Source organism: Photobacterium sp. DA100, assembly GCF_029223585.1.
In the GTDB taxonomy this organism is placed as follows: domain Bacteria; phylum Pseudomonadota; class Gammaproteobacteria; order Enterobacterales; family Vibrionaceae; genus Photobacterium.
In genome coordinates this window covers 1,754,923-1,778,848 of sequence record NZ_CP119423.1, presented here as the reverse complement: position 1 = coordinate 1,778,848, position 23,926 = coordinate 1,754,923, and the positions used below count along the sequence as shown (strand labels likewise).

At 49.0% G+C, this 23,926-nt stretch carries 19 protein-coding genes; 5 read left to right on the top strand and 14 right to left on the bottom strand.

Going from position 1 to position 23,926, the window contains the following annotated elements; translation table 11 throughout:
- Positions 1-2 precede the first annotated feature (2 nt).
- Positions 3-1,280: a 4-aminobutyrate--2-oxoglutarate transaminase gene (gene gabT / locus PTW35_RS08280; protein ID WP_281027274.1), complete on the top strand. Its 1,278-nt coding sequence runs from the start codon at positions 3-5 to the stop codon at positions 1,278-1,280.
- 84 nt (positions 1,281-1,364) lie between these two features.
- Here the strand turns inward: gabT and PTW35_RS08275 are convergent, their stop codons facing one another.
- The 4 genes from PTW35_RS08275 to PTW35_RS08260 form a co-directional block, all read right to left on the bottom strand.
- Positions 1,365-2,027, bottom strand: coding sequence for a DedA family protein (locus tag PTW35_RS08275; protein ID WP_281027273.1), 663 nt, complete (start codon positions 2,025-2,027; stop codon positions 1,365-1,367).
- Positions 2,028-2,105: 78 nt separating this feature from the next.
- Positions 2,106-2,351 carry a hypothetical protein gene (locus PTW35_RS08270; RefSeq protein ID WP_281027272.1) on the bottom strand — a complete coding sequence of 82 codons (246 nt, stop codon included), beginning with the start codon at positions 2,349-2,351 and terminating at the stop codon, positions 2,106-2,108.
- 128 nt (positions 2,352-2,479) lie between these two features.
- On the bottom strand, positions 2,480-2,953 hold the full coding sequence (locus tag PTW35_RS08265; protein WP_281027271.1) for a hypothetical protein: 474 nt from the start codon (positions 2,951-2,953) through the stop codon (positions 2,480-2,482).
- A gap of 157 nt (positions 2,954-3,110) precedes the next feature.
- Positions 3,111-4,475 (bottom strand): FAD-dependent oxidoreductase, encoded by a 1,365-nt coding sequence (locus PTW35_RS08260; RefSeq protein ID WP_281027466.1) that lies wholly within the window; start codon positions 4,473-4,475, stop codon positions 3,111-3,113.
- Between the two features lie 453 nt (positions 4,476-4,928).
- On the opposite strand from PTW35_RS08260, the gene PTW35_RS08255 reads away from it, so the two are divergent.
- Complete coding sequence (locus PTW35_RS08255) at positions 4,929-5,876, top strand: TerC family protein (RefSeq protein ID WP_281027270.1); 948 nt, start codon at positions 4,929-4,931, stop codon at positions 5,874-5,876.
- An 84-nt stretch (positions 5,877-5,960) separates the two neighbouring features.
- On the opposite strand, the gene PTW35_RS08250 is transcribed toward PTW35_RS08255, so the two are convergent.
- From PTW35_RS08250 to PTW35_RS08230, 5 genes are all read right to left on the bottom strand, one after another.
- Positions 5,961-7,232 carry an amidohydrolase family protein gene (locus PTW35_RS08250; protein ID WP_044623238.1) on the bottom strand — a complete coding sequence of 424 codons (1,272 nt, stop codon included), beginning with the start codon at positions 7,230-7,232 and terminating at the stop codon, positions 5,961-5,963.
- A gap of 48 nt (positions 7,233-7,280) precedes the next feature.
- Complete coding sequence (locus PTW35_RS08245) at positions 7,281-8,762, bottom strand: aminotransferase class V-fold PLP-dependent enzyme (protein WP_281027269.1); 1,482 nt, start codon at positions 8,760-8,762, stop codon at positions 7,281-7,283.
- Between the two features lie 587 nt (positions 8,763-9,349).
- Positions 9,350-9,781 carry an ecotin family protein gene (locus PTW35_RS08240; protein ID WP_281027268.1) on the bottom strand — a complete coding sequence of 144 codons (432 nt, stop codon included), beginning with the start codon at positions 9,779-9,781 and terminating at the stop codon, positions 9,350-9,352.
- A gap of 65 nt (positions 9,782-9,846) precedes the next feature.
- Positions 9,847-11,379, bottom strand: coding sequence for a phospholipase D family protein (locus PTW35_RS08235; protein ID WP_281027267.1), 1,533 nt, complete (start codon positions 11,377-11,379; stop codon positions 9,847-9,849).
- Between the two features lie 171 nt (positions 11,380-11,550).
- Positions 11,551-13,233: a L,D-transpeptidase family protein gene (locus PTW35_RS08230; RefSeq protein ID WP_281027266.1), complete on the bottom strand. Its 1,683-nt coding sequence runs from the start codon at positions 13,231-13,233 to the stop codon at positions 11,551-11,553.
- A 333-nt stretch (positions 13,234-13,566) separates the two neighbouring features.
- On the opposite strand from PTW35_RS08230, the gene PTW35_RS08225 reads away from it, so the two are divergent.
- Both PTW35_RS08225 and PTW35_RS08220 read left to right on the top strand, forming a co-directional pair.
- Positions 13,567-15,102: a YjjI family glycine radical enzyme gene (locus tag PTW35_RS08225; RefSeq protein ID WP_281027265.1), complete on the top strand. Its 1,536-nt coding sequence runs from the start codon at positions 13,567-13,569 to the stop codon at positions 15,100-15,102.
- Positions 15,068-15,937 carry a YjjW family glycine radical enzyme activase gene (locus tag PTW35_RS08220; RefSeq protein WP_281027264.1) on the top strand — a complete coding sequence of 290 codons (870 nt, stop codon included), beginning with the start codon at positions 15,068-15,070 and terminating at the stop codon, positions 15,935-15,937. The genes PTW35_RS08225 and PTW35_RS08220 overlap by 35 nt, the downstream gene beginning before the upstream one ends.
- Positions 15,938-15,998: 61 nt before the next feature.
- Here the strand turns inward: PTW35_RS08220 and PTW35_RS08215 are convergent, their stop codons facing one another.
- The 3 genes from PTW35_RS08215 to PTW35_RS08205 all read right to left on the bottom strand — a co-directional run bounded on the left by PTW35_RS08215 (position 15,999) and on the right by PTW35_RS08205 (position 20,789).
- Positions 15,999-17,669, bottom strand: coding sequence for a choline dehydrogenase (locus PTW35_RS08215; protein ID WP_281027465.1), 1,671 nt, complete (start codon positions 17,667-17,669; stop codon positions 15,999-16,001).
- Positions 17,670-17,684: 15 nt separating this feature from the next.
- A complete protein-coding gene (locus PTW35_RS08210) occupies positions 17,685-19,235 on the bottom strand; it encodes a long-chain fatty acid--CoA ligase (protein WP_281027263.1) in 1,551 nt (516 codons plus the stop codon).
- 114 nt (positions 19,236-19,349) lie between these two features.
- A complete protein-coding gene (locus tag PTW35_RS08205) occupies positions 19,350-20,789 on the bottom strand; it encodes a coniferyl aldehyde dehydrogenase (RefSeq protein WP_281027464.1) in 1,440 nt (479 codons plus the stop codon).
- Positions 20,790-20,985: 196 nt separating this feature from the next.
- Here PTW35_RS08205 and PTW35_RS08200 point away from each other — a divergent pair, with 196 nt between their 5' ends.
- Positions 20,986-22,038 (top strand): AraC family transcriptional regulator, encoded by a 1,053-nt coding sequence (locus tag PTW35_RS08200; protein ID WP_281027262.1) that lies wholly within the window; start codon positions 20,986-20,988, stop codon positions 22,036-22,038.
- Between the two features lie 50 nt (positions 22,039-22,088).
- On the opposite strand, the gene PTW35_RS08195 is transcribed toward PTW35_RS08200, so the two are convergent.
- Together PTW35_RS08195 and folE are read right to left on the bottom strand one after the other, a co-directional pair.
- On the bottom strand, positions 22,089-23,012 hold the full coding sequence (locus PTW35_RS08195; RefSeq protein WP_044623228.1) for a LysR family transcriptional regulator: 924 nt from the start codon (positions 23,010-23,012) through the stop codon (positions 22,089-22,091).
- Positions 23,013-23,118: 106 nt separating this feature from the next.
- Positions 23,119-23,772, bottom strand: a complete 654-nt coding sequence (folE, locus tag PTW35_RS08190; protein ID WP_039456800.1) for a GTP cyclohydrolase I FolE — start codon at positions 23,770-23,772, stop codon at positions 23,119-23,121.
- Between the last annotated feature and the right edge of the window lie 154 nt (positions 23,773-23,926).

The window sequence follows — 23,926 nt, the reverse complement described above, 5'->3', positions numbered from 1 at the left end:
CCATGAAATCCAATCAAGAACTACACAATAAAAGACAACAAGTGATCGCCCAGGGTATGGGGGCGCTTTACCCGCTGTATGTGAAAAAAGCCGAAAATGCCATTGTCTGGGATATTGAAGACAACCAGTATATTGATTTTGCAGCTGGCATCGCGGTCAATAACACCGGTCACTCCCATCCGAGGATCACCGAGGCGGTCAAAGCCCAGCTGGATCAATTCTCACACACTTGTGCAATGGTAACGCCGTACAGCTCATTTGTTGAGCTTGCCGAAAAGCTCACACAACTTGCCCCAGGTGACACCCAGAAAAAGGCTGTCTTTCTTACAACAGGCGCAGAAGCCGTCGAAAATGCGATTAAAATTGCCCGCGCTCATACCAAACGAAGTGGCGTGATTGCCTTCAAGGGGGGCTTCCACGGACGGACCAATATGACAATGGGCTTAACCGGGAAAGTCGCACCATATAAAGCAGGCTTCGGCCCTTTCCCTAATGAAATCTACCATGCCCCATACCCTAACGCATATCATGGTATTTCGATTGATGACAGCCTAAACGCTATCAACGATCTGTTCAGCTGTGATATCGAGCCAAATCGAATTGCCGCTATTATCTTTGAGCCGGTTCAGGGCGAAGGCGGCTTCTACCAAGCACCTGTTGAATTTGCCCAGCGGGTACGTGAACTTTGCGATCAGCATGGCATCGTACTCATCGCCGATGAGATACAAACTGGCTTTGCCCGTACCGGGAAATTATTTGCGACCGAATACTTAGGCATTGAGCCTGATCTCATCACCATGGCAAAAGGCATTGCAGGTGGCTTCCCAATATCAGCCGTGGTGGGCAAAGCCAATATCATGGATGCAGCCCTACCCGGCGGATTAGGCGGTACCTATGCAGGCTCTCCACTTGGCTGTGTGGCGGGATTAGAAGTACTGAAAATTATTGAAGAAGAACAGCTTTGTCGCAAGGCACTGGATATTGGTGAAATTGTCTCGGCCAAACTGGAAACGCTCCGCACCAAAGTCGCCACCATTGGCGATGTACGAACCCTTGGAGCAATGATTGCCATTGAATTTTCAGACCCAATTTCTGGAAAGCCATTACCTGAGCTCACCAAAACCGTTATCAGCAAGGCACAAGAAGCAGGTCTAATTCTTCTGTCATGTGGAGTTAAAGGTAACGTGATCAGGTTACTTCCGCCGCTGACAATAGAAGCTGACGTACTGCATCAAGGGCTAGATAAGCTCGAAGCAATCTTGCTAGATTGCGCCAACTAGTAAGTTATGCCTAACCCAGAGCGTATAAGAGCGAGACACCGAATGCCCTCGGCCAGGAAGGCACTTCGGTGTTTCGCTTTTCATTTATCGCTGAGGCTGACGATAAGTCACATATCGTGATTTGACCATCCGATATACCAACCCAACAATAGCCGACACCATCAGGGTGAAGCTTAGCATCACCAACCCTTTGGTTAGGATTTGCTGGTATTCACTCAACATCGGGCTAAGCATTACCCATTTGCCCACCAGCAACAAAATCAAACACCAGATCAGGGAGCTCATGGCGCTGATCACCACCATTCGCCATGCGCTCAGCTTAGCGATCCCCATCAACATGGGCGTTAGCACCCTGACAAAAGGAACAAAGCGAGAAATGAACAACGAGAGAAAGCCGTATTTATTGAGTAACCGTCTTGCTTTTGGCAACGCATCATCAGGTAGCATACGCTCCAACCAATCCACAAACCGGGTCCGATGTAACACCCTTCCCTGCAGGTAGCCCATAAACCCACCAAAGGTAGCCGCAAAACACAGTGCAGCAACAGTCGTAGGGAAATCTAAAATTCCAAGCCCAATCATACCTCCGGCAAACAGTACTAACCCGTCGCCAGGCAGAGGCAAAAATACAAAACTCGATTCCAATAGCAAGATTATCGTCAGCAACAACAAGAACCATTGCAATGAACTCACTTGCTGCAGGGTTTCAAAATCATGATGCCATATAGCCAATAACATCTCTTGCATATACTACTCCAAAACGTAACTACCGGTATTCCCGGCCTTATTGCCGCCTATGAACAAACAAACCGTGACATGTTGTGCTCAACCTTGGCGAGCGTTACCAAAAATCAAATCCACTAGCATTCGGGAAGCTAGAGTCCCTTCCTGGTTGATTTTCATCTCAACCAATCTGTGTTCGATGTACTCATTTACCACCAGCGATGAATGGTGAATTGGTGAGCTTGGCCAGCTTAGAAAAACGAGCAGCGTCGAAATTACAACCAGGGTGATCCCCCGCCAATTAGACAGTGCAGTTTTAACTCGCAAAGAAACCCAAGTACGCTCCATTGTCATACCCTTTATTTATAAAGTCCCTGATACACAGGAACCCCTTTTGTATAGGAGACAGTAGTGATCGATATCGATCTGCTACAAATACACTCAGTTAACTTACTTAAGATATGGAGCTATAAGGATTAGCCGACACGATGGCTATAGAGCAAATTGCCCTCTTTCCAGCCGGAAAGACGGTTATGGCTTTGAGGAATGCGGGCAACCCATTGGGACTGCATCGATGGCAATACCGTTGGCGTCAGCGCAATTTGTAAAAAAGAAGGGGGATGAAATTCAAAAACGAGGCTAAACGAGGGCTTTACCCCCATGCCGGCATAATGATCAACGCTTTTGATACGCCTTAACGCGTTGAAAATATAAGCGTCCCCTCCTTCATCGAAGATGGATCGCTCTTCCTCCTGGGTGATGGTTATCACTTCTGTTTTTTGTATTGGCCAACTGCTGTCAGTCACTGCCAACAAGCTTACAGAAGGATGAACAGGCGCTGTCGGACAAAACTTATTGCCACTAAACGACTCAATATGCTGCGCTATCGCGGTGTTTACACACAACGATACAACAAACAGACAAATTGTGTAGAGACGCCTAATCAACATACAATCTACCCAGACTAATTACTCAGAACATTATAATCTGTCCAAGCGAACTGAAAAGTGATAAATAGCAGGTTGTGTTACAAGTTATGTAATATGCAAATAAAGAGCCCTGAGGCTCTTTATTTATTTCCATCTGGTGAGAAAACAGCGGGCCGTATTACCCTTTGTCTGCTTTGCCGGCCGCATCGGCAAACTTGGCCAATTGTTTATCCACCCATAATGGTTTGCGTCCGGCATCTTCGGCCGCTTCTTTACGACGAATCGCGTTGCGTACCATCATCGCCCCAGTCCAGCGAATTGGCTCTGGCGGGAAATAACCTTTAGGGCCGGATACCAAGCCACACTCGGTCCAGTCATTTTGCTGCTCTAGTACCAATGATGACAGAATTTTCCCGCCTATCCAGGTTTGTGCTACACCATTGCCCGAGTAGCCTAAGCCATAAACAATGTCTTTATTGTGCTTTAACTGGCCGAAGAACGGCATCCCGGTCACAGAGCGATCCGATGCCCCGGTCCAAGTCGCCGCAAATGGCTGATCCGATATTATAGGGAAGAACCGATTGAATGCATTACGCAGCAGCGGCTGATAACGACTTGGCTGATCAAATACCTTGCTGATACGATTGGCAAACGCGAAATAATTACCGCCCTTGCCCAGCATCAGCCGGCCGTCAGGTGTCGAGCGGTAGTAATGAACAAAGGTACGCGAGTCAACAATTGTCTTGCCGTCCTTTAGCCCCATTTCAGCCAGTTTATCTGGGACAGGCTTGGTGATCGCCATATCTGAAGAGACTAATACCACGCTGCGCTTGAATTCGGGGAACTGCTCTACCATCCAGGCATTGAGTGCCAGTACCACCTTCTTGGCAAAAATATCCGCCTGCGGGGTGGTAATGGTAATTGGGATCTCGGTATTGATATCTTCCATCGGGGTATTCTCAAAGATCTTTACCCCCATACGTTCGGCAACACGTTTCAAGCCACGGGCCAACATCGCCGGCTGGACACTGGCAGCCGCCGGAGAATAGTACCCTTCACTATGCACGCTAGATCCCGCCTCCAGTTGGATCTTGTCTTTTTCCCACGCTTGCCAGCTGTTAATTTCCTGCTGCTCCAATGCCTGCAAGACGCCAGCCATTGCCCCTTCTTGGGCACTGTTGGTCGCGGTATATAACGTTCCATGGCGACGCAATTGGGCATCAATACCGTGCTCCTTACAGAAGGCCTCGATTTCATAGATTGCCAGCTCAGAGGCCGCAACTAGCTTTGCCGCCTTCTCTTCGCCGTAGAGCTTTTTCATCGACAGGTATTTAGTCGACCACGTCAGCATGCAGCCGCCGTTGCGACCAGAGGCTCCAATGCCACACAGCCCTTTATCAATGACCACAACATCCAGCTCTGGCTGCTGTTGCTTCAGATTAATGGCAGTCCACAGACCGGTATACCCGCCACCGACGATACACACATCGGTTTGGATATCATTTTGTAGCACATTGGGTTGAGCGGATACTTCTACTCCCATCGCCTGAGCAAACCAATATGGCTGGAAGTTATCTTTGTCCTTGAGCATTATTCACCACCTAATTTGGTATAGACCAAAACAATAGCGATAAATTAACAATCACCTGTGAAAGGATTATGACAATCTAGGTGTGAAAAAATTATTTTTGACGTAAATTACCACTAGCGCATTATGAAATTTGCTTTTAGAATGCGCCTGCTTTGGGGAGTAGTCACCAACTGTTCGTCTGTCGTCATCTCGAAGTCCCAAACTTCCGGCAGCCGAGGGTGGATTTGTAGTACCAGCCCTACACCATCCTGACGAGACCAACGCCATTAATCATGCACATCCGTGCAGGGGTAGCTTCATATGCCATTTAGCATTTGGAGGTAGCTCATTACATTAATGCGCGAAAGGTCTGGTCTCCCCCTGATCCGGTCCCTTTCGCGCGCTCGATCGTGAAAGGAGTAAATTATGAGCCTTTTGAGCTATGAAGGGTTCGCTGTTCTAACCATCTTTATGTTGGCGCTGGACTTGTACCAAACCCGCGGTGGCAAAGTCACCATCAAAAAAGCCGCTATCTGGAGTGTTTTCTGGGTTATGTTGGCTTTAGCTTTCAATGTGGTTATCTATTTATACTGGCCTTTGATGGCACCAGAGAGTAGCTATACCAATAGCGAAGCGGCGACAGCTTTCCTTACCGGCTACTTGCTTGAAAAATCATTGAGTGTCGACAACCTGTTTGTCTTCGCATTGATTTTCAGCCAATTTGCCGTGCCTGAAGCGATTCGTCCGCGGGTACTGATGCTAGGCGTAGTGGGCGCACTGATACTGCGTGCAATCATGATTGCCGTGGGGGCTGAGTTGCTCACCCAATTCCACTGGGTCTTGTATGTCTTTGCAGCGTTCTTGCTGTATACCGGCTACAAGTTATGGCGTGAGGATGAAGAAGAGCAAGAGGACTTTTCCCAGTCGCTACCAGTACGCTTAGTGAAAAAATGCTTCCGTGTTACCGATGACTATCGTGGCCATCAGTTCTTTGTCAAAGACAGCATGGGTTGGCTTGCCACTCCGCTGTTGATTGTCATTGCTGTCATTGCATTGACCGATGTGATGTTTGCTCTGGACTCGATCCCGGCGATCTTCGCGGTAACCAAAGAGCCGTTTCTGGTCATGACAGCCAACGTCTTTGCCCTGCTTGGCTTGCGTTCGCTGTATTTCGTGCTGGAAGGTATGCTGACCCGCTTCTGCTACCTGCGGCCGGCACTGGCGTTCATCCTGAGCTTCATCGGTATCAAGATGCTGTTGATGGAAACCAGTTATGCGATCCCGACACCGGTTTCCTTGGGTGTGATCGTACTGACCATCAGTGCCGCAATTATCGGCTCGCTCTGGAAAACCCGAGAGCTGAAAGTGTCATAACTGACTATCTTCCATAAAAATAAAGCCGCTCGAACTATTTCGAGCGGCTTATTTCATCAAGATGCTAGATAATCAGAGGCATTTCTACTCGCGAATATCTTTAAAGACAGCACCACCTTTCATGACCACCTTGATGTTATCGGGGTTGGCCAGGATATCGAGGTCTGCCACCGGATTTCCTTTAACAAACAGCATATCGGCAAATGCCCCCGGACACAGTACACCCAACTTGGCTTCTGGATAAGGATCCAATAGCCCAGACATTTTCAACAACTCACCGGTGTCTGACGTAGCCTGCTTGATACCTCTGAACGAGCCGAAATACTTCTTACGCGCAGAGAACTCCATGTTCTGCTTGGCATGCACTTCGGGTGTGCCGACTAAATCTGTACCAAAGGCACATTTCAAACCGTATTTATCTACCAACTCAGCCTGCTTTAACAAACCTTTGCCGACACGCTCAGTTTTCTGATACAAAATCTCACTACCTAGCGGGATCATGCGATTGGCAATCAGCTCAGCCGTGGCATATTGCGGTACCACCCAAACATCATTGTCAAGGCACATGCTGGCGACTTCATCATCCATAAAAGTGGCGTGCTCCAACGACTTCACCCCTTCCTCAATCGCGATTTTCATTGCCGGCTGGGCATGGATATGACTACAGACATACGACCCGTAATTTGTCACGGTTTCAACGATGGCTCGCAGTTCATCACGGGTGTATTGGATCGTATCCAGTGGGTCGAACAATGACGAAGCGCCGCCCCCGCCGAAGACCTTGATTTGCGATGCACCTTTGAATATTTGATCACGGGTGCGCTTCAAGCACTCTGGCACACCATCAGCCAGAATCAGATGCCCCTGGCGCATAAAGCTGGAATCTTCGATGCCGCGATTGAAGTTTGAACGCTGCGCACGGTTCTGGCGATAGTCCGCATGACCACAAGTTTGCGAGATCCCCGCATAACTCGGGTAAATCCTTGGCCCCGGCACGAAGCCATTGTCGATGCTTTGCTTAAGGCCATAACAGTTACTGCCAACATCACGCACCGAGGTAAAGCCGCGCTCCAGCATCTCCTTGGCAATCACTGTCGAACGGACAGCTACTTCTTCCTGCGTCATCAGATCAATCTTGTCGAAGCTATCAGACAGTGCAATATGGGTATGGGCATCAATAAGGCCCGGGATCACCGTGTAGCCTGCGGCATCTATGGTTTGATCAACATCTTCGAGCACAGCCTCGTACTGGTAAATCTTAGTGATCACCCCATCTTCCACCAGCAAACTACAATCATGGCGTAGCGCTTCGTTTTCGCCATCAAACAAGGCGGCATTTTTAACTAATACTTTCATTTCTTTTCCCATCACAGTCGATTAAAAACCACAACTCAGAAGTGCTATTCAGCACTCAGCCTGCGCTACAGCCTCAGCGTGTTTTGGCTGGCCAGCTTGATTGACAAGCTCACGTTCGATCTCGAATGCAGCGATAATTTTCTCTGCCGAAAGGTCAATATCCTGCTCGTTGGTATGGCAGCTCAACACCGAGAACAACATGGTCTTCAGCCCTTTGTAGCCAGATGTGGACGGATAACAGAAACCTTCCTGCTGCAAGCGGTGTACCACGCGCTCGGTGAGCTGGTTGCGCTGTTCGTCGTTGCCCGTTCCGAATTGGGCTGAGAAGCGGTTAGAGACCACATCATTCAGAATGGTGATCCCCTCGACGGCACGTAACTTATCGGCCATGCGCTGGGCAAGCTCACAGCAATTATCAAGATGTTGTTCAATGCCTGATTTACCCAGTGCTTTAATTGCCGCATACACCGGTACCCCGCGGGCACGACGAGAAGCGGAAATACCAAAGTTGATCGCATTGCGATCCGGTTTGGCCATCGCGTCATTGAGGTAGTCCCCCATGTTGCTGCCGCCCATGGCACAGGCCAACGCCGATGCATCCTTTACAATGACCAGACCGCAGTCATAAGGCATGTTGAACCACTTGTGACCGTCGGTATCGATGGAGTCTACTCGCTCAATACCCTTAACCAGGTATTTCTGCTTGTCACTTACTGCCGCCCACAGCCCAATAGCACCGTCCACATGCAGCCATGCATTTGGATGACTCTCAACAGCATCAGCCAGTGCATCAAACGGGTCGAAGGCACCAGAGTCGATACATCCGGCTTGCGCACAAACAAGCGTTGGCCCTTCGCAACGAGACAGGACTTCTGGGATATGATCCTCAATGATCCGGAGGTTATCGTCAGTCGGAATAGTATGGATATCTTCAAGGCCAATGCCGATCATCGACAGAGCACGCTTAATGGTAGAGTGAATTTGATCGCTCACGACAACATTAATACGTGGCGCACCGTACAGACCTTGCTTGGCGACATCCCAGCCAGCGCGCTGCAACAAGGTATTACGTGCGGTGATCAATGCAGTATAGATTGCTTCCTGCGCGCCAGAAGTAAAACCAAGGCCTGCGCGTTCAGATAAGCCGAGCAGCTCCAGCACCCACTCCGCTGCGGTTTCTTCGACAATGGCCATCGATGGGCTTGAAACGTAATAAGGCACATTCTGATCCCACGCACTGACCAGCCAATCCGCGGCCATAGACACAGGGAAAGCACTGCCAATGGCATAGCCAAAGAACCTTGGGCCACCAGAGCCAATCAGACCTTGTTCCACATTCACAGCTAGCTGGTTTAGAACAGTATCAGGACAACTCGGCGCTTGTGGTAGCTCACCGCCGATAGCCTGTCGCAATGCATCAGATGTCACATGCTTATCAACCGGACGCTCTGGTAATGACTCAAGGTAGGCCACTGCATGATCAAATGATTGGTTAAGTAATTGACGGTATTGATTAAACTGGTGAGACATAGCACAGCTCCTCTTCGTTTTCGGCTATGCCACTAAATTACTTCTCCTCCGTGAGAGTTTTTTATCAATTCGCGCCAAAAAAATAAAACTCTCAGTACAAGGCAGTAAGATTCTCTTCAAAATCAACCGATAAGAACAAGCCCCATTAACCGTGTTTCCCGAGTTCCCTGAAGACTACTGCTTGAGTTGTATGACTGGATTTAACTTCGGTGGTGATCACAAACCGTCGCCCGGTTACCGATTCGCTTTGTATCTTCAAGGTCAGTTTCACCTCGCTCGCTCAAGACAAGAGTGAGCTTGCTGTCTAAATCAAATAAGGGTGAGGTGAAAAATTCTACGTTAAGTGCGGAAAAAGGAAGTGGAAAATGGCGATCTGGCCTACCAATCAAAATTTGGTCAGAAACAGCGTTGCAATATCGATATCAAAATCAGTGAGTTGAGCTGGCAAGTCAAACGATTGGTAAGCTATAACAACCTCCTTGAGTTCCAATACCTAGAATAGGAAACCATGGGTTCAAAGGTTGTATTGAAAGTGACAAAAACACCAATGCCCAAAAGGCATTGGTGTCGAAGGAAGGAAAAAGAGGTTACTGCATTGGCGCCCACACAGAGTAGTCAACGTCAACATCATCCTCGGCATAAATAACCAAAGGAAGCTTTGAGTTATAGCGCAGCAGATCACTGTGGAACTGCAGGTTGGTATCAGTGGCTTCTTTCTCGCAAGCCATCATTGTACTGGCATAGTTCGTTTGTTTTTTCATCACATAGTATGAGTATCCCCACCCTTCCAGCGAGCGTCGCTCAAAGTCCATCGGCAGTGCTTTGATGTTGCAATCTACCTTCATAACACTGTCAGCGATGATTTGAACCCGGCGGGTTTGGCTTTCGTTATCAACCTCATCAAGCTGGATCACATGCTTGGTGAAGCCCGGCATTTCAGGGAACATGTCAGCGTTCCCGCTTGCCATAACATGAGGGGCTGAAAACAATAATGCTGCGGTAAGAAGTGTCTTTTTCATTGTTATTCCTATTATTTTTACTGAGTCTAGTTTTACCATCATAGCCTGAACCCTCGCTGTTCAACTCACAAGTACTTTTCTATTGGGAATAACTGTAACAGTCGAGACTTAATGCGCTCCCACTGACCAGTATCTGGCTCGCTGTCCCAGCTTTCTGAACCGGAATACCACCGGACGCTGCCTTCTTCCAAGCTCAGACGCCAGCTATTCTCGTCCTCCATTGCCGCCTCAATGTCATCAGCAAGCGAATCGGCGATGCTTTGATTGTCTATCACCAGAATAGATTCGGTATTGAGATAGGTTGAGCGCAAGTTAAAGTTAAAGGAGCCGATCCCAGCGATTTGCCGGTCAAATACTACGGACTTAGAATGCAGGCCATAAGGGGTTGAGGGCGCACATTTAGAAGCATCTTTAGTAGACTCCTCACATAGACTGGTTTCCGGTTTTAACTCAAACAACTGCATGCCATTCTCTAGCATGTCCTGACGGCGCCCCGCATAGCCTGAATGATTGGTGATGAGATCGTTCGAGACCATAGAGTTAGTCAATGCCTTTACGACAACACCTTCACTCGTTAGATCCTCAAGACCAGCCAACTGGCGATCATCGAAAACCAGATATGCCGACTCCACGATGATTTCTTGCTCAGACTGCAGTGCTAAGTCCGACAAAACTCTGGCTGTCTTTTTGGGTGCATCGGTATTGTCAACATCATCCGGAACAGGCTGGTCGGCCACATAACGCGCGTTGACCCAAGTCATCTCGCTCATTAACTCTTGCAGAAAACGATAAGCGACCTCTTTTCCTTCAGGCAATACCGGGTAATGCTTATAGCGCGGCGCATAGACTTTATCTAAATCCGCCAGTTCAATTGTTGCTTCCCCACCCAGCATGCTGACAGGATAAGACCAACGGCTATCCCAATAGTCGACAAAACTAGTTTGGATATCATTAACCACTGGCCCCATAACCAATACATCACGGTCACGGAAATTAATATCATCGGAAAGATCAAAATATTCATCACCGATATTACGCCCTCCGACAACCGACATAGCCCCATCGACGGTGAAGGACTTGTTGTGCATGCGGCGATTCAGGCGGGAGAAATCCCCCAACACATTGAGCCACTTTGCAACACCACGGCGGGTGGGAATAGGGTTAAAGACACGTATTTCGATAAAAGGGTGAGAATCGAGCGCTGTTAGCAGATCTTCTCGCTCGTTGAGGTTGATATCATCAAGCATGACACGCACTTTCACCCCGCGGTTCGCGGCGGCTATCAACCTGGTCGCCAGGTATTTACCCGACGCATCTGAGTTCCAAATGTAATACTGGATATCGATGCTTTGCTCAGCGGTTTCGATTAGCGCTAGCCGCTGGGCCAGCGCATCCCAGCCGGACTCTTGCAACACAACGGCACTCGTGCCTTGCTTAGGACTTTGCGGTCGATAGGTATCAGTCAGCGATGATAATGTGCTGGTTGACCGCGAGACCGGTGGCCCAACCTGGTGCTTTACCTCATCAGAGAGTGACGCACATCCATTAAGAATAGTGACTAAGAATATGGTTAAGCTAATGCGTTGCAGCAGAGGCATTTATTATAGTTCCTATTTTTACTTCGAATAACCCATCCTGGTGCTAACAGCTACGGTTTAAGCGGTAGCCTGAGCTCACTGGGTAAATTTAAACGAGAAAGTATACCAAACTGATCGCCATATACCGCCATAGAGTGCAACTTTGTCAGCCAAGCTCAAGTTTTAGCGACTCTATTGCCTATAGTTTTTCACTGTTGAATATTGCAGTTTAACCGGTCTCTTAATTGGTCTGTCGTAACCATAGATGTCTTCCCGCAACTGTAGTTGGTTATTTTCATCAACCCAGGCAGTCACATACGTCACATCGACATCAATCTTACGCGGCAGCGTGATAGTATTGGTTCTGCCGTCACTGACCAGTTGCTGGTAGTTACGCCAGCTTGGCCGCTGCTGGTAATCCAAGACATACTCAGCCAGCTCCGCAGCCTTCTCGACCCGAACACAGCCCGAGCTCAGGTTACGCCTGGCTTTGTTGAATAAACTTCTGGATGGCGTGTCATGCAGGTAGACGGAGAAATCATTGGGCATGAGAAATTTTACATTGCCAAGAGCATTACCTCGGCCGGGACTCTGCATAAACTCATACGGGAAGGTATTGGGATCAACATTGCTCCATTCCACCATCTCGGGAGAAATTTCAGTCCGATCATCCCAGCTACGGATCATTTTCAGGTTCGTTTGTTGTAAGTAATCTGATGAAGCCTTCATTCCCGGGATCACATCTTTGGTCTTGATCGTTTCTGGAACATTCCAGTACGGGTTGACCACCATGATATTCATCGACGATGAAAACAGGTTCGTTGGCCGGGCTGTTCGTCCTACGATGACTCTGGACTCAAAAACAACTTCTTGCTGATGGGTTATTTGCAACCGGTAATCAGGAATGTTCACCCGTATAATCGGCCGCTCATTGCCAGTCGCACCCAACTGGCTGCGGTAGTGGTTAAGTGCTATTAGGCGTGCCACCTCTTGATAAGGCAAAGCAACCTGCTGTGACGTTGCAGAACCAATGATTCCATCATCCTCAAGGCCGTTCCGTAACTGAAAACGCCGAATAGCTTGGTTAACAGCACCTGTGTTTATGATCGAGTATTGCTCCCGAGCAATCAGGTAATCATCTATATTAATATCGCCATAGGTGTTAAGCACTTCTAACAGTGCATGCCCGTTGGGAATGACTTGCCCCTGTTTAATTAAGCCCCGTTTTATTGGCTGGTATTCGTGTGATGCTAAATCAAAAAAAGACTGTGCCAGACGAATGGCGGTTTGAGACAATCTAGGCAGAGCCAAATCTGCATAGAGTCGGTTTAAAAATCGAGTTTGCTCCAACTCAAAAAAACCATACTCAGAGGTGTAGTCGACCACTTGATTGTGACCTAGTGGTGGCACCTCTTTATGACGAAACAACAATGTCGGATTATCCTCAATCAATTGCTCCACAGCTTTGACAACCCAATAACTATCGGTCGCAAGGATATCAAATCCCCTCTTATCTTGATTTGCCTCTAAGGCCTTCAGCTCTGCTATACGTTGATTAATACCTATAAAAAGGCCTGATAACCGGAGGATAGTGAGTTTAGTATATAACCCTTGCCGTAGCGCATTATCTTCCCACAGCGGAAGAAAACCATTGTTTGCATAAACTTTTTCTGTGAGATCAGTAAAACACACTGAGCCTGCGAATTGAGGACATATTTGCTGAGAACTGTAGATTTTGACTGGCTCGATTAAAGAATAATCCAGCCTGACATCCTGTTTAACTGATTGTGCACATATAGCAGTAACAAAGAAAATGCTACCTAATGCCATAATCTTTTCTAATGCTGTTTTTATTCTTTTAATAACGCAAAACATCACGAATTCCTGCTCAGGCAAACCAAGGTCGCTCGTGCCTCCTGCATTGCAACTTATAACAAGTTCGCTTTAACGCCTCCTTGTTATATCAAGTTTTAGTCAAAGAATTGACAAAACGGCAACTTTCAAACCACAAAAAAACTCGAAAAAACAACAGTAAATATCTCCTAACTAGCTAATATATAATTTACTTTTCTAACTACTATGGTTTAAAAAACATTAAAAAAATGCACTTGTTTTCCATTATGGAAACTGCAGGTTTATATCTTTTCACTTCAAGAAATCAGATGGCCAATTTATGATATTAACCATAATTCAAACATGGTTAATAGCATGAGCATTCAAGATAAATTCAGACAAATCATCAACGACCCGACTCTTTCTCCGAAGCAAAAGAGCCAATACCTTGCCTTAGAAGCCGATGCCAGCCTGCCCTATCCAGAGATCACGGAGTCGGTCAAAACCGCGATTGAAGACAATATCTTGTGTGATATGTTTGAAGGTAATGCGCCTTTCAAACCACGCTATGTCCTGCCGGATTATGCCAAGTTCCTTCAGCAAGGCTCTGTATATTTAGAATTGCCACCTGCCAAGGATTTCGACGAAGCACTTAACCATCTGACTATCCTCTATCACCATGTACCATCGGTCACGAATATTCCTGTCTACCTTGGCCAACTCGATGATGTCTTACTGCCTTACGCCGAAGGGCTCGATGCAGAAACAATTTACCGCAAGCTGCGCCTGTTCTGGATCATGCTTGATCGCACCCTGCCAGATGCTTTCATGCACGTAAATATCGGTCCAACGGACAATGTCATCTGCCGTACTATTCTCCGCGTCGATGCCGAGCTCAAGCAGGTCGCCCCTAACTTGACCTTTATGTATGATCCGGAGATCACGCCAGACGCTCTCCTGCGGCAGGCCAGCCACAACATCTGCGAGTGCAGCAAACCACATATTGCTAACTACCCTATCCACGCCCATGCCTATGACAACACCGGCTTCGGTATTGTCAGTTGCTATAACTCACTGCCATTGGCAGGCGGGGCCAACACCCTGGTTCGCATGAACCTCAAAGAAGTCGCACGCAAGGCGTCATCAAGCGAAGACTTCTTTCACGCAACCCTGCCGAACTACTGCCAAACCATGTACGAGCTGATCGAGGCCCGCTCAGCTTATTTGCACGAGCAATCAGGCTTCTTTAATAGCTTTTTAGTGCAGGAGGGCTTAATTGACGAAAGCCGTTTTGCTCCGATGTTTGGCATCTATGGCATGGCAGAAGCGGTTAATACCCTGCTGGAAAAAGACGGCCGGGCCGAAAAGTATGGCCACCAGCCGGCAGCAAATGAACTCGGCCACCGAATCTCTAAAGCCCTGAGTGACATTGTCACATCCACACCGGTTAAATATGGCTACCATGGCCGCGCCCTGCTTCATGCCCAAGGCGGGATCAGCCTTGATGAAGATGTCACTCCGGGCGTTCGCATCCCATATGGCACCGAGCCGGATCCGGTAAGCCATATCCAGGCATTGGCTCAGCATCACCAGTACTATACATCCGGTATCAGCGATATTCTGACCATTGATGAAACGGTCAAATCCAACCCTGAGGCCATGTATCAGCTCTGTAAAGGCGCGCTAGCTATCGGCTTTCGTGAGTTTACCGCCAATGTCCACTCCAACGATCTGGTCCGCGTGACTGGCTACATGATCAAACTGTCCGATATCGCCAAGTTCAAAGAGCAAGGCTCCCGCACCAACACCACCGGACTAGGCGCTGAGGCTGCCGCGAATACCGGTATCCTCAATCGCAAACCACGAGTTGTGAGCCATGAGCAAGCGCCGCGCTACTGCGACAGTCAGTAAGATCCTCAATTTCTCGTGTGTCGACGGGCCTGGCAACAGGCTCGTTATCTTCCTGCAAGGGTGTAACTACCAGTGCAAGAATTGCCACAACCCGCATACTATCGGGATCTGCAACCACTGCGGGGACTGCGTTGCCCCCTGCCCAAGCAATGCGCTTTCGATGAGTGAAGGCCACATCAGGTGGAATGCAGAGCTATGCACCCATTGCGATCGCTGCTTGGCCGTTTGTCCTAACCAGTCGAATCCCAAGACCCAAACCATGAATGTTAATGACATATTGCAGCTTGTCCGCAAGCATCAGCTGTTTTTATCGGGGATCACCGTCAGTGGTGGCGAGGCTACGCTTCAGCTGCCGTTCATTGTCGAACTCTTTAACGCAATCAAGGCCGATCCAAGCTTGCGCCATCTCACCTGCATGGTAGATTCCAACGGAAGCCTGAGCCGAACTGGATGGGAGAAACTGCTACCGGTATTGGACGGCGCGATGGTTGATCTGAAAGCGTGGCAGGAAGAAACCCACCGTTGGCTGACAGGTCGCAGCCATCACAGGGTAATGCAAACTATCGATTGGCTTGGCAAGCACGATAAGCTGGAAGAAGTCAGACTGCTGCATATCCCGGCGATCACAGATTTCGAGCAGGAAATTGATGCGTTGGCGCACTATTTATCAGCCCTTCCGCTACGCACAACTATCAGGCTAAATGCCTTTCAGCACCATGGGGTAACGGGCCCGGCCCTTGAGTGGCCGCCTTGCAGCGCGTCTCAGATAAACGCGTTTGCAAAGCAGTTAACCCAACGAGGCCTGCGTGTTCTGTATCGTGAGCCCCTGGCTTAAATTCTCAGAGCTGTGTTATCTCCCCCCATTTCATCGGTTGGAGATAACACGGGCTTTGCCATTATTCTCCAAGCTCAGCCACTGAGTGGCTTTTATCAGCCGTACCGGCTTGCTTGGTGCGCTGCCATTTCTCAGTGCGTGCCGCTTTTATTTTGTCGGCCGCTTTTTCCGCAATCATAATTGTCGGGGCATTGGTGTTTGCCCCCACCAAGGTCGGCATGATTGATGCGTCTACCACCCTCAATCCTTCCAGGCCATGGACTCGCAGCTCACTATCGACAACAGCCATAGGATCAGAGCTTGGCCCCATTTTACATGTCCCGACGGGATGGTATTGTGTATCGGCTCTATTACGAATATCTTGCTCTATTGCGGCATTGTCGCACTCATCAACGGGATATAGCTCTGCCCCTCTGATTCCGTCGAATGCCTTGCTCATCAGCATCTGTTTCTGTTTTTTCCACCCCGCAATCATCACTGGCAGATCATCGGGATGAGAGAAGAATTGGGGATCAATCCGGGGCGGCGCAAACGGATCGGCGCTCTCCAGCTTGACGGTACCCCGGCTTTTGGGTCTCAATAACGTTAAATGGCAGCTAAAACCGTGCTGAAGATGAATTTTACGGGCGTGGTCATCAACGATGGCGACCACAAACACGAATTCAAGATCAGGAATGGTGACATTGGGTTCTGAATAAAAGAAACCGATCCCTTCGGCAAAATTGCTGGTTACTTTCCCACGACGCTTGAGCAGCCATTGCGGCAGAGCCTTGCTCATGGTGGCCAGCATTCTTGAAGAGAAACCAAACGTGTCATACCGGCTGCAGCATTCGAAGCTGTGAACTAAATCGATATGATCCTGCAAATTTTCACCAACCCCCGGCAATTCATGGATCACATCAATACCCAAGGGAGCAATATCTTTTCCGCGCCCTATCCCCGAAAGTTGCAGCAATTGCGGAGAGCCAAACGCCCCGGCGCTGATAATCACTTCTTGGGTTGCGGTAATGACCTTGTGCTGGCCTCCTTTACTGTATTCCACCCCCACGGCTCGCTTACCTTCAACCACCACGCGCGTTGTGGTTGCCTTGGTCAACACCGTCAGATTCTCACGATCTCTATTGGGCGTGAGGTACGCCCTTGCCGCGCTGCATCGCTCACCGTTTTTCTGGGTCACTTGCGTTGCCATGGCGCCGAACTGCTGTTCACCATTGACATCGGGGTTCGCCGGGATCCCGATTGACTCACAAGCGTTGAGATAATGCGCTAACAAGCTGCTCGGGCACTGGAGATCCGTGACATTCAATGGTCCCCCTTGGCCATGGTACTCATCGGCATGGATCTCGTTACTCTCTGCTTTCTTGAAATACGGCAAGCACTCTTGGTAACTCCATCCCTCATTGCCGAGGCTAGCCCAATGATCATAATCAGCTTGATGTCCCCGGGCGTACATCATGGCGTTAATTGAACTTGAGCCCCCCAAGGTTTTTCCTCTGGGCTGATACCCCTTACGGCCATTGAGCCCCGGCTGGGGAACGGTCTCAAAGGCCCAGTTATTCAGCTTGGTGGGCAACATCGCGACAGATCCAATAGGCGCACGAATAAGCATACTGTTATCTGTCCCACCCGCCTCGACTAAACAGACTGTCACTTGCGGGTCCTCTGATAACCGAGCGGCCAGTACACAGCCTGCTGAGCCACCGCCGACAACAATATAGTCATAGTCCTTCATCATGCTGCTCCTGACTTATTCTGCGGTGAGTTTTCGCTTTAAAATCTTGCCTGTCGCACTCATCGGCAATTGCGCCCTAAAATGAACGTGCCTTGGGTATTTATAATCGGCCAACTGAGCTTTACACCATGCCTTGAGGGTTTGTTCATCCGCTTCGTGGTTGTTATCCAAGACAACAAACGCATGTATTTCTTCGCCATGTACGGCATGGGGTAACCCAACAACAGCAACCATTGCCACGGCTTCGTGCGCCATGAGGATTTCTTCTACCTCGCGTGGATAGACGTTATAGCCACCGCGCACAATCATTTCCTTTATACGGTCAACAATGTAGAGGTAACCGTTACTATCGAGCCGGCCGATATCCCCGGTGCGAAACCAGCCGTCCACCAACACTTCCTCAGTGGCTTCCGGACGGTTGTAATAGCCCTTCATGACACTCGGGCTATTAATACAGATTTCGCCAAGCTCGCCCGCGGGTACATCATCGCCGTTCAAATCAATAATTTTGATCGCCGTTGCACACAGAGGTTGGCCGACACTACCGGGAATACGCTTGGCATCAACATGGTTAAATGTGGCGACAGGGGCGGTTTCAGATAGCCCGTACCCCTCAAGGATCGGAATATTGAACCGACTTTCAAATTGCTTAATGATCTCAACCGGCATAGAGGCGCCGCCAGAAATGCCTAGCCTCAGCTTCTCCGACAACCGCTCTATCAGCGATTGATGATGTTCACAAGCCGCCAACAAGGCGATATACATCGTCGGGACACCGGCAAAAACCGTAACTTGATACGCATCAAGCGCTTCCAGTACCGCGTCGGGATCAAATCTGGGGATCAGGACCATACTACTGCCACTCAGTATCGATGCATTCATCAACACTGTTTGGCCAAAGCTATGGAATAACGGCAAGGTGATAAGAGTCGTATCCAGCTTAGACAGCCGCATCAGATTTTGCGACGCCATGGCATTGGTCAGCATATTCGTATGCGTCAGCTCTGCCCCCTTCGGTCGCCCCGTCGTGCCCGAGGTGTAGAGGATCACCGCAGTATCATCCCCGGCACTGGGGTAAACATCACAATATGTAGATTGCTTCTCGACCCACTCAGCAAAATGGATTTCTCCCTCATGAGCAGGCACAGTATGTCCGGGGGTTGGAATTTGAATAAAGTGTTTACAGCTGCTTGCCTGAGTAAACCCACTACGTCCCATCTCCCCAATCGGCATCTCGGGAGTCCCTTCAAAACAAAAGTAGGCTTTTGCTTCTGAGTCTTCCAGGTGGTATGCGACCTCTCTGGCTTTGAATAAGACATTAAGAGGCACGACCGTACAGCCAGCTTTTAAGATTCCATAATAGATAGCAGGGAAGTACGGCAGGTTCGGAGATGAAAGCGCGACTTTGTCCCCGGGCACCAAGCCGAGCCCTTTCAACCCGTTGGCAATCTGATTGGCCAACACGTTCAACTGGCTAAAGCTAAGATTTTGACCCGCACACGTTAGTGCATTTTTGGATGGATACAATGTTGCACAGCGTTCTAGATTTACAGCAAGATTCAGCATTTACGACCTCTTGTTATGGCTTTATTTCACATTAGAAAAGGGGTACTGCTTGGCCCACTAGCGCTGTTATTTCACACTAGTGAGCCTTTAAATAACGAGTTACAACGACTGCTATTATTTTTTATCAATCAAGCTGGGATCAGGCTTGCCAACGAACATTCGCAATATCAAACGTTGTAGCAGGCCGCCATATGGTGGACTGAAAATTTGGATCGGAAACCAAGGCTTCATTTCCAATACCGAGCGGGCATGGCTTAGTTCACGAAAACCTTCTTCTCCATGGTAGTTACCTATTCCAGAGTTGCCCGTACCACCAAAAGGCACTGCATGGTTGAGTACATGCCACCCCCAATCATTGATGGTAACGCCTCCACTATGGGTATGGGTCAGCACCCATTCCCGCCGCTCAGTATCATGGCTGAACAAGTAACAGGCCAGTGGCCGGGGCCGCGACTGGATATGCTCGACAACATCATCGAGTTCGTCATACCCGTAGACGGGTAACAGTGGTCCAAAAATTTCCTCTTGGCAAATGCGCATCGCCGGCGACAGTGAAGTAACGATATGCAACGGATACTGACGCCCCTCCCCCTTCTCACCGCAGCGAACAATGACCGCACCTTTTTGCTCGGCGTCCTCCACCAGCGCCAGAAATCGGGCTTCTTGCGCCTCATCGACTAAGTTCGTGATATCGGGGTTACCACTCAGGCTCGGGTACATTGCTCGGTTTGCCTTCTGCACGGCAGCAACAAAATTCTCGACTTTTTCCCTTGGTACCATGGCGTAGTCCGGGGCAATACAGATCTGCCCCGAGTTGAGCCCTTTGCCGTGGGCGATGCGTTCAGCTGCTTTTTCTATCTCATAGTCATCAAACACAATAGCCGGTGACTTACCCCCCAGCTCAAGCGTTACAGGGGTCAAATTGGCCGCAGCATTGGCCATGATATGTTTGCCGCTTGCCGGTGAGCCAGTGAAAACCAGATGGTCGAAAGGCAGGTGGGAAATCTCCATCGCTTGGGGATGCTCCCCCTCAATAATACACACCAGATCCTCACTGTAGATCTCGGCCAGCATCCGCTTGAGTACTACGGTGGTTTGCGGGCAGTTGGGTGGCATTTTGATCATGCAGCGATTACCCGCTGCCAACGCCGTGATCATCGGCCCGATTGATAGATACAAAGGGAAGTTCCACGGGCAGATAATGCCGACAATCCCCTTGGGTTGATAGCGCACCTGAAGCTTATTGCCTTTAAATAGCCACTCTGTCGGCCTACGGCTTGGCTTTGACCACCGCTTGATGTGACTGAGTACATGGTTGATATCTAAAATCGGCGCCAGCACGTCAGCCAGGATAGACTCCGTGTGCGAGCGATAGCCAAAATCAAGGCTCATGGCATCAGCCAGCAGCTGCTGATAGCGGCTCAACTGGGATTTCAGCGCTGTTAGACGCTCTTTCCTCAATGGAATACTTGGATACGGTTCTTGTCTGAAAGCACGTTGCAAGGCTATGAATTTATCATTCAAATCATCAACTTGACTGGAATCATGTGGCATCGTTTGTTGATTGGCGACAATACACGGTTCACTCATAGTAAAAATTCACCTCATAGTAATACCGTCACAGTACAACATTTGATTAACATTAATCACAGGTCGCAAGCAGACAATAATAGGTGAAATACGGACAACCCAATAAAGTGAGTAAATGTTTGTGGTAATCTGTTGCGTATGGTCAATCTAGAATGAAAATATGGAATATATTGCTGATTACGCCCCGAGTGCCAACGATTACACTTACGGTATATTAGATATTCAACTCTTGGTAAAAATGCTCGAGAAAGAAGGAATTGCTGTTGAAACCTTACTCTCGGGCAGCAACCTAACACCTGATGATCTGGCCTCGCCCAACACCCACATTCGCTACCGGGATAAATTGGCAGTATTTGCTAATGCCATCGATTTATCCTCTCAGCCCGGACTTGGCCTGCTGGTAGGCAACCAAGCTCGATTTAGTGATTTTGGTGTCCTCGGCTATGCCGTCTTCAGCAGTGCGACTCTCGGTGAGGCACTGCTTATTGGCTTTAAATACCTCCGCCTCGCGGGTCCGGTATTACGCAAAAAAATGTGGATCAATGGAGATATCGGTGGATTCAGTGGCGAAGAGTTGCTGGAGCTCGATGCAAAACTACTCCGTTTCTGTGCCGAATACTGGTTCAGTGCCATCAAATCACTATGCGAAGAAGTCACCCAGACACGCTTTCCAGCTCAGAAACTCTACTTTCCTTTTCCCGAGCCGAGCTACAGCCACCTGTACCAAGAAATCTTCCAATGCCCCGTGGTATTCAACAGCAACAAACTCGAATGGCATTTTGACTCGGAGTGGTTGGCACGCCCACTGCCAACAACCAACCCTCTGACGTTGAAAATGTGCCTGCAGTCTTGCGATGACATGCTCTCTAAGCTAAGCCACCCTACGACATTGGCCGACAAAGTCTCGTTGCTCTTTGTTGAATGCTCAGGACGCTACCCGAACATCGAACAGGTCGCTGACCACTTTTCCATGTCTTCACGTACCCTTCGCCGGCGCTTGACCAACCTGGGCACAAGCTATCAGTCCTTGCTGGATCAAGTACGCTCTAACCTGGCCAAAGATTATCTAAAGACGACGCACATGAGCCTGGATGAGATTGCCGAACGCATCAGCTTTTCAGACAGTGCCAATTTTCGCCATGCCTTCCAAAAGTGGACCGGCATAAGCCCTTCGCAATACCGTAAAAGCACTCGGGCCGGCAACAAAACCTAAGCCTTACGATTCACTTAGCACTTTTCCTTTCATGTACGACATTCAAAAGGCTATGACCCTTTGGCGACCGAAATAATTTGCTCGTACAGCCAACGCTGAGCCGGATCATTCATACTCGGCTGGTGCCAGACAAGACTGTAAGACACTTCGCCGTAATTGAAAGGCAACGGTTTGGTGATTAACGCTTTGGCCTGAAGAGCGACATCGGCCCATTGACGCGAGCAAGTGAATAACAAATCACTGTGGTGGCACATCAAGGCTGCGCCACCAAAATCCGGCACATGAACCGCAATTTTGCGTTTCTGGTGCTGCTGGGCAAGCTGCAGCTCGAAAAACGGCACATTCAAGTCGTTATCAGTAATACCAACGTGACCGTAGCTCAGGTAATCATCGATGGTCAGTTTCTTGCCTGCCAGCGGATGGTTAGGATTCATCAAGCACACCATTTCGTCATCTAATAAGGTTTCCCAAACCAAATTATTCTGGGTGCTCGGCGGCTGGCTCTTGTCATGGGGCAAGATAATGAAATCCAACTGGCCTTTGGCAAGGCTGTCAAAACCCATGTTGTCCCGCGACCAAATTTCCAACCGCATACCCGGCGCTTGCTCCAACACTCTGGCACTGAGCTTGGCCGCTAACAATTCGAAGGTGCTTTCGCGCATCGCCAACGAAAAACGCCCCTGGTAAGACGCCGGATCAAAAGCCTCCTGCGTCAACATCTGGTTCATCTCGTTGATCATCTGATGCACGGTTGGCCCCAGGCGGCGCGCCAGCGGCGTCGCGACAAGCTGGTTACCATGGCGGTAGAACAGCTCATCATTGAGGCTCTCCCTCAACTGGGTCAAGGTTTTACTGACAGAGGACGGGCTCAGGCATAACCGCTCAGCACTGGCAGTGACACTGAGCGTGTCCAGCATCACATGCAGTGTAATGAGATGCTTCATGCTGATTCGGGATAGTTTAATTAAATCCATAAGCCTTTCAGTATCCAGATGAAAAAACGATAGCTACAAAAAAGCCAGTAGGTTATCTACTGGCTTGTTTCATAATAAATTATTCTAGATGGGCGTCAAATAAAGATTAACGCAGGCCGTGCAGAAATTCAGCGCGGGTGGCTGGGTTGCGCTTAAAAATACCACCCAAGGCTGTTGTCGTCGTGGTACTGGTCGCATCCATTACACCGCGCGCTTTCACGCAGTAGTGGGTTGCATCCATGGTGACCGCAACATCATCGCTTTCCAGCAGGGTTTGCAGTGCCACCAAAATTTGTTGGGTCATACGCTCCTGTACCTGCGGGCGCTGGGCAAAGAAACGGACGATACGATTGATCTTGGACAGGCCAATGATCTTACCGCGCGGAATGTAAGCGACTGTCGCAGTACCATCAATAGTCACCAAGTGGTGCTCACAGGTACTGGTCAGGGTAATGTCTTTCACGCGAACCATTTCATCACACTTCATCTTGTTCTCGATGACGGTGATCTTCGGGAAGTTGGCGTAATCTAGACCAGAAAACACTTCGTCAACATACATTTTCGCGATTCGATGGGGAGTTTCAACCAGGCTGTCATCGGTTAAATCCAGTGAAAGAAGCTCGAGGATCTCACGCATGTGATACTCGATTTTTTCCTTCTTTTCTTCGCGGCTTACCACCTTGTCAGTCATCGGGGTTTCTAGGCCACGCTCAACCAGTGCTTGGCGCACCTTCAATGCAGATTCGCTAAATGCAGTCATTCTTTTCCTCCAACCGGCTGGGCTTAAGGCAAACATCAAGTAATTTTAGTTACTTATATGTACAAAACACGCCCAAATACGAGTGCCAGCAAACTTTGAGACGGAAGGATACCTTTAAATGATCAAAAATACACTAGGAATTACACTACAAAAC

Excerpts from the sequence above, each read along its gene's own strand:
- PTW35_RS08260 (WP_281027466.1), bottom strand. The coding sequence starts at position 4,475 with ATGGGAGTAGAAGTATCCGCTCAACCCAATGTGCTACAAAATGATATC.
- PTW35_RS08215 (WP_281027465.1), bottom strand. The coding sequence starts at position 17,669 with ATGAAGGACTATGACTATATTGTTGTCGGCGGTGGCTCAGCAGGCTGT.
- PTW35_RS08200 (WP_281027262.1), top strand. The coding sequence starts at position 20,986 with ATGGAATATATTGCTGATTACGCCCCGAGTGCCAACGATTACACTTAC.
- PTW35_RS08220 (WP_281027264.1), top strand. The coding sequence starts at position 15,068 with ATGAGCAAGCGCCGCGCTACTGCGACAGTCAGTAAGATCCTCAATTTC.
- PTW35_RS08195 (WP_044623228.1), bottom strand. The coding sequence starts at position 23,012 with ATGGATTTAATTAAACTATCCCGAATCAGCATGAAGCATCTCATTACA.
- PTW35_RS08275 (WP_281027273.1), bottom strand. The coding sequence starts at position 2,027 with ATGCAAGAGATGTTATTGGCTATATGGCATCATGATTTTGAAACCCTG.
- gabT (WP_281027274.1), top strand. The coding sequence starts at position 3 with ATGAAATCCAATCAAGAACTACACAATAAAAGACAACAAGTGATCGCC.
- folE (WP_039456800.1), bottom strand. The coding sequence starts at position 23,772 with ATGACTGCATTTAGCGAATCTGCATTGAAGGTGCGCCAAGCACTGGTT.
- PTW35_RS08230 (WP_281027266.1), bottom strand. The coding sequence starts at position 13,233 with ATGTTTTGCGTTATTAAAAGAATAAAAACAGCATTAGAAAAGATTATG.
- PTW35_RS08235 (WP_281027267.1), bottom strand. The coding sequence starts at position 11,379 with ATGCCTCTGCTGCAACGCATTAGCTTAACCATATTCTTAGTCACTATT.
- PTW35_RS08250 (WP_044623238.1), bottom strand. The coding sequence starts at position 7,232 with ATGAAAGTATTAGTTAAAAATGCCGCCTTGTTTGATGGCGAAAACGAA.
- PTW35_RS08265 (WP_281027271.1), bottom strand. The coding sequence starts at position 2,953 with ATGTTGATTAGGCGTCTCTACACAATTTGTCTGTTTGTTGTATCGTTG.
- PTW35_RS08255 (WP_281027270.1), top strand. The coding sequence starts at position 4,929 with ATGAGCCTTTTGAGCTATGAAGGGTTCGCTGTTCTAACCATCTTTATG.
- PTW35_RS08240 (WP_281027268.1), bottom strand. The coding sequence starts at position 9,781 with ATGAAAAAGACACTTCTTACCGCAGCATTATTGTTTTCAGCCCCTCAT.
- PTW35_RS08270 (WP_281027272.1), bottom strand. The coding sequence starts at position 2,351 with ATGGAGCGTACTTGGGTTTCTTTGCGAGTTAAAACTGCACTGTCTAAT.
- PTW35_RS08245 (WP_281027269.1), bottom strand. The coding sequence starts at position 8,762 with ATGTCTCACCAGTTTAATCAATACCGTCAATTACTTAACCAATCATTT.
- PTW35_RS08225 (WP_281027265.1), top strand. The coding sequence starts at position 13,567 with ATGAGCATTCAAGATAAATTCAGACAAATCATCAACGACCCGACTCTT.
- PTW35_RS08205 (WP_281027464.1), bottom strand. The coding sequence starts at position 20,789 with ATGCCACATGATTCCAGTCAAGTTGATGATTTGAATGATAAATTCATA.
- PTW35_RS08210 (WP_281027263.1), bottom strand. The coding sequence starts at position 19,235 with ATGCTGAATCTTGCTGTAAATCTAGAACGCTGTGCAACATTGTATCCA.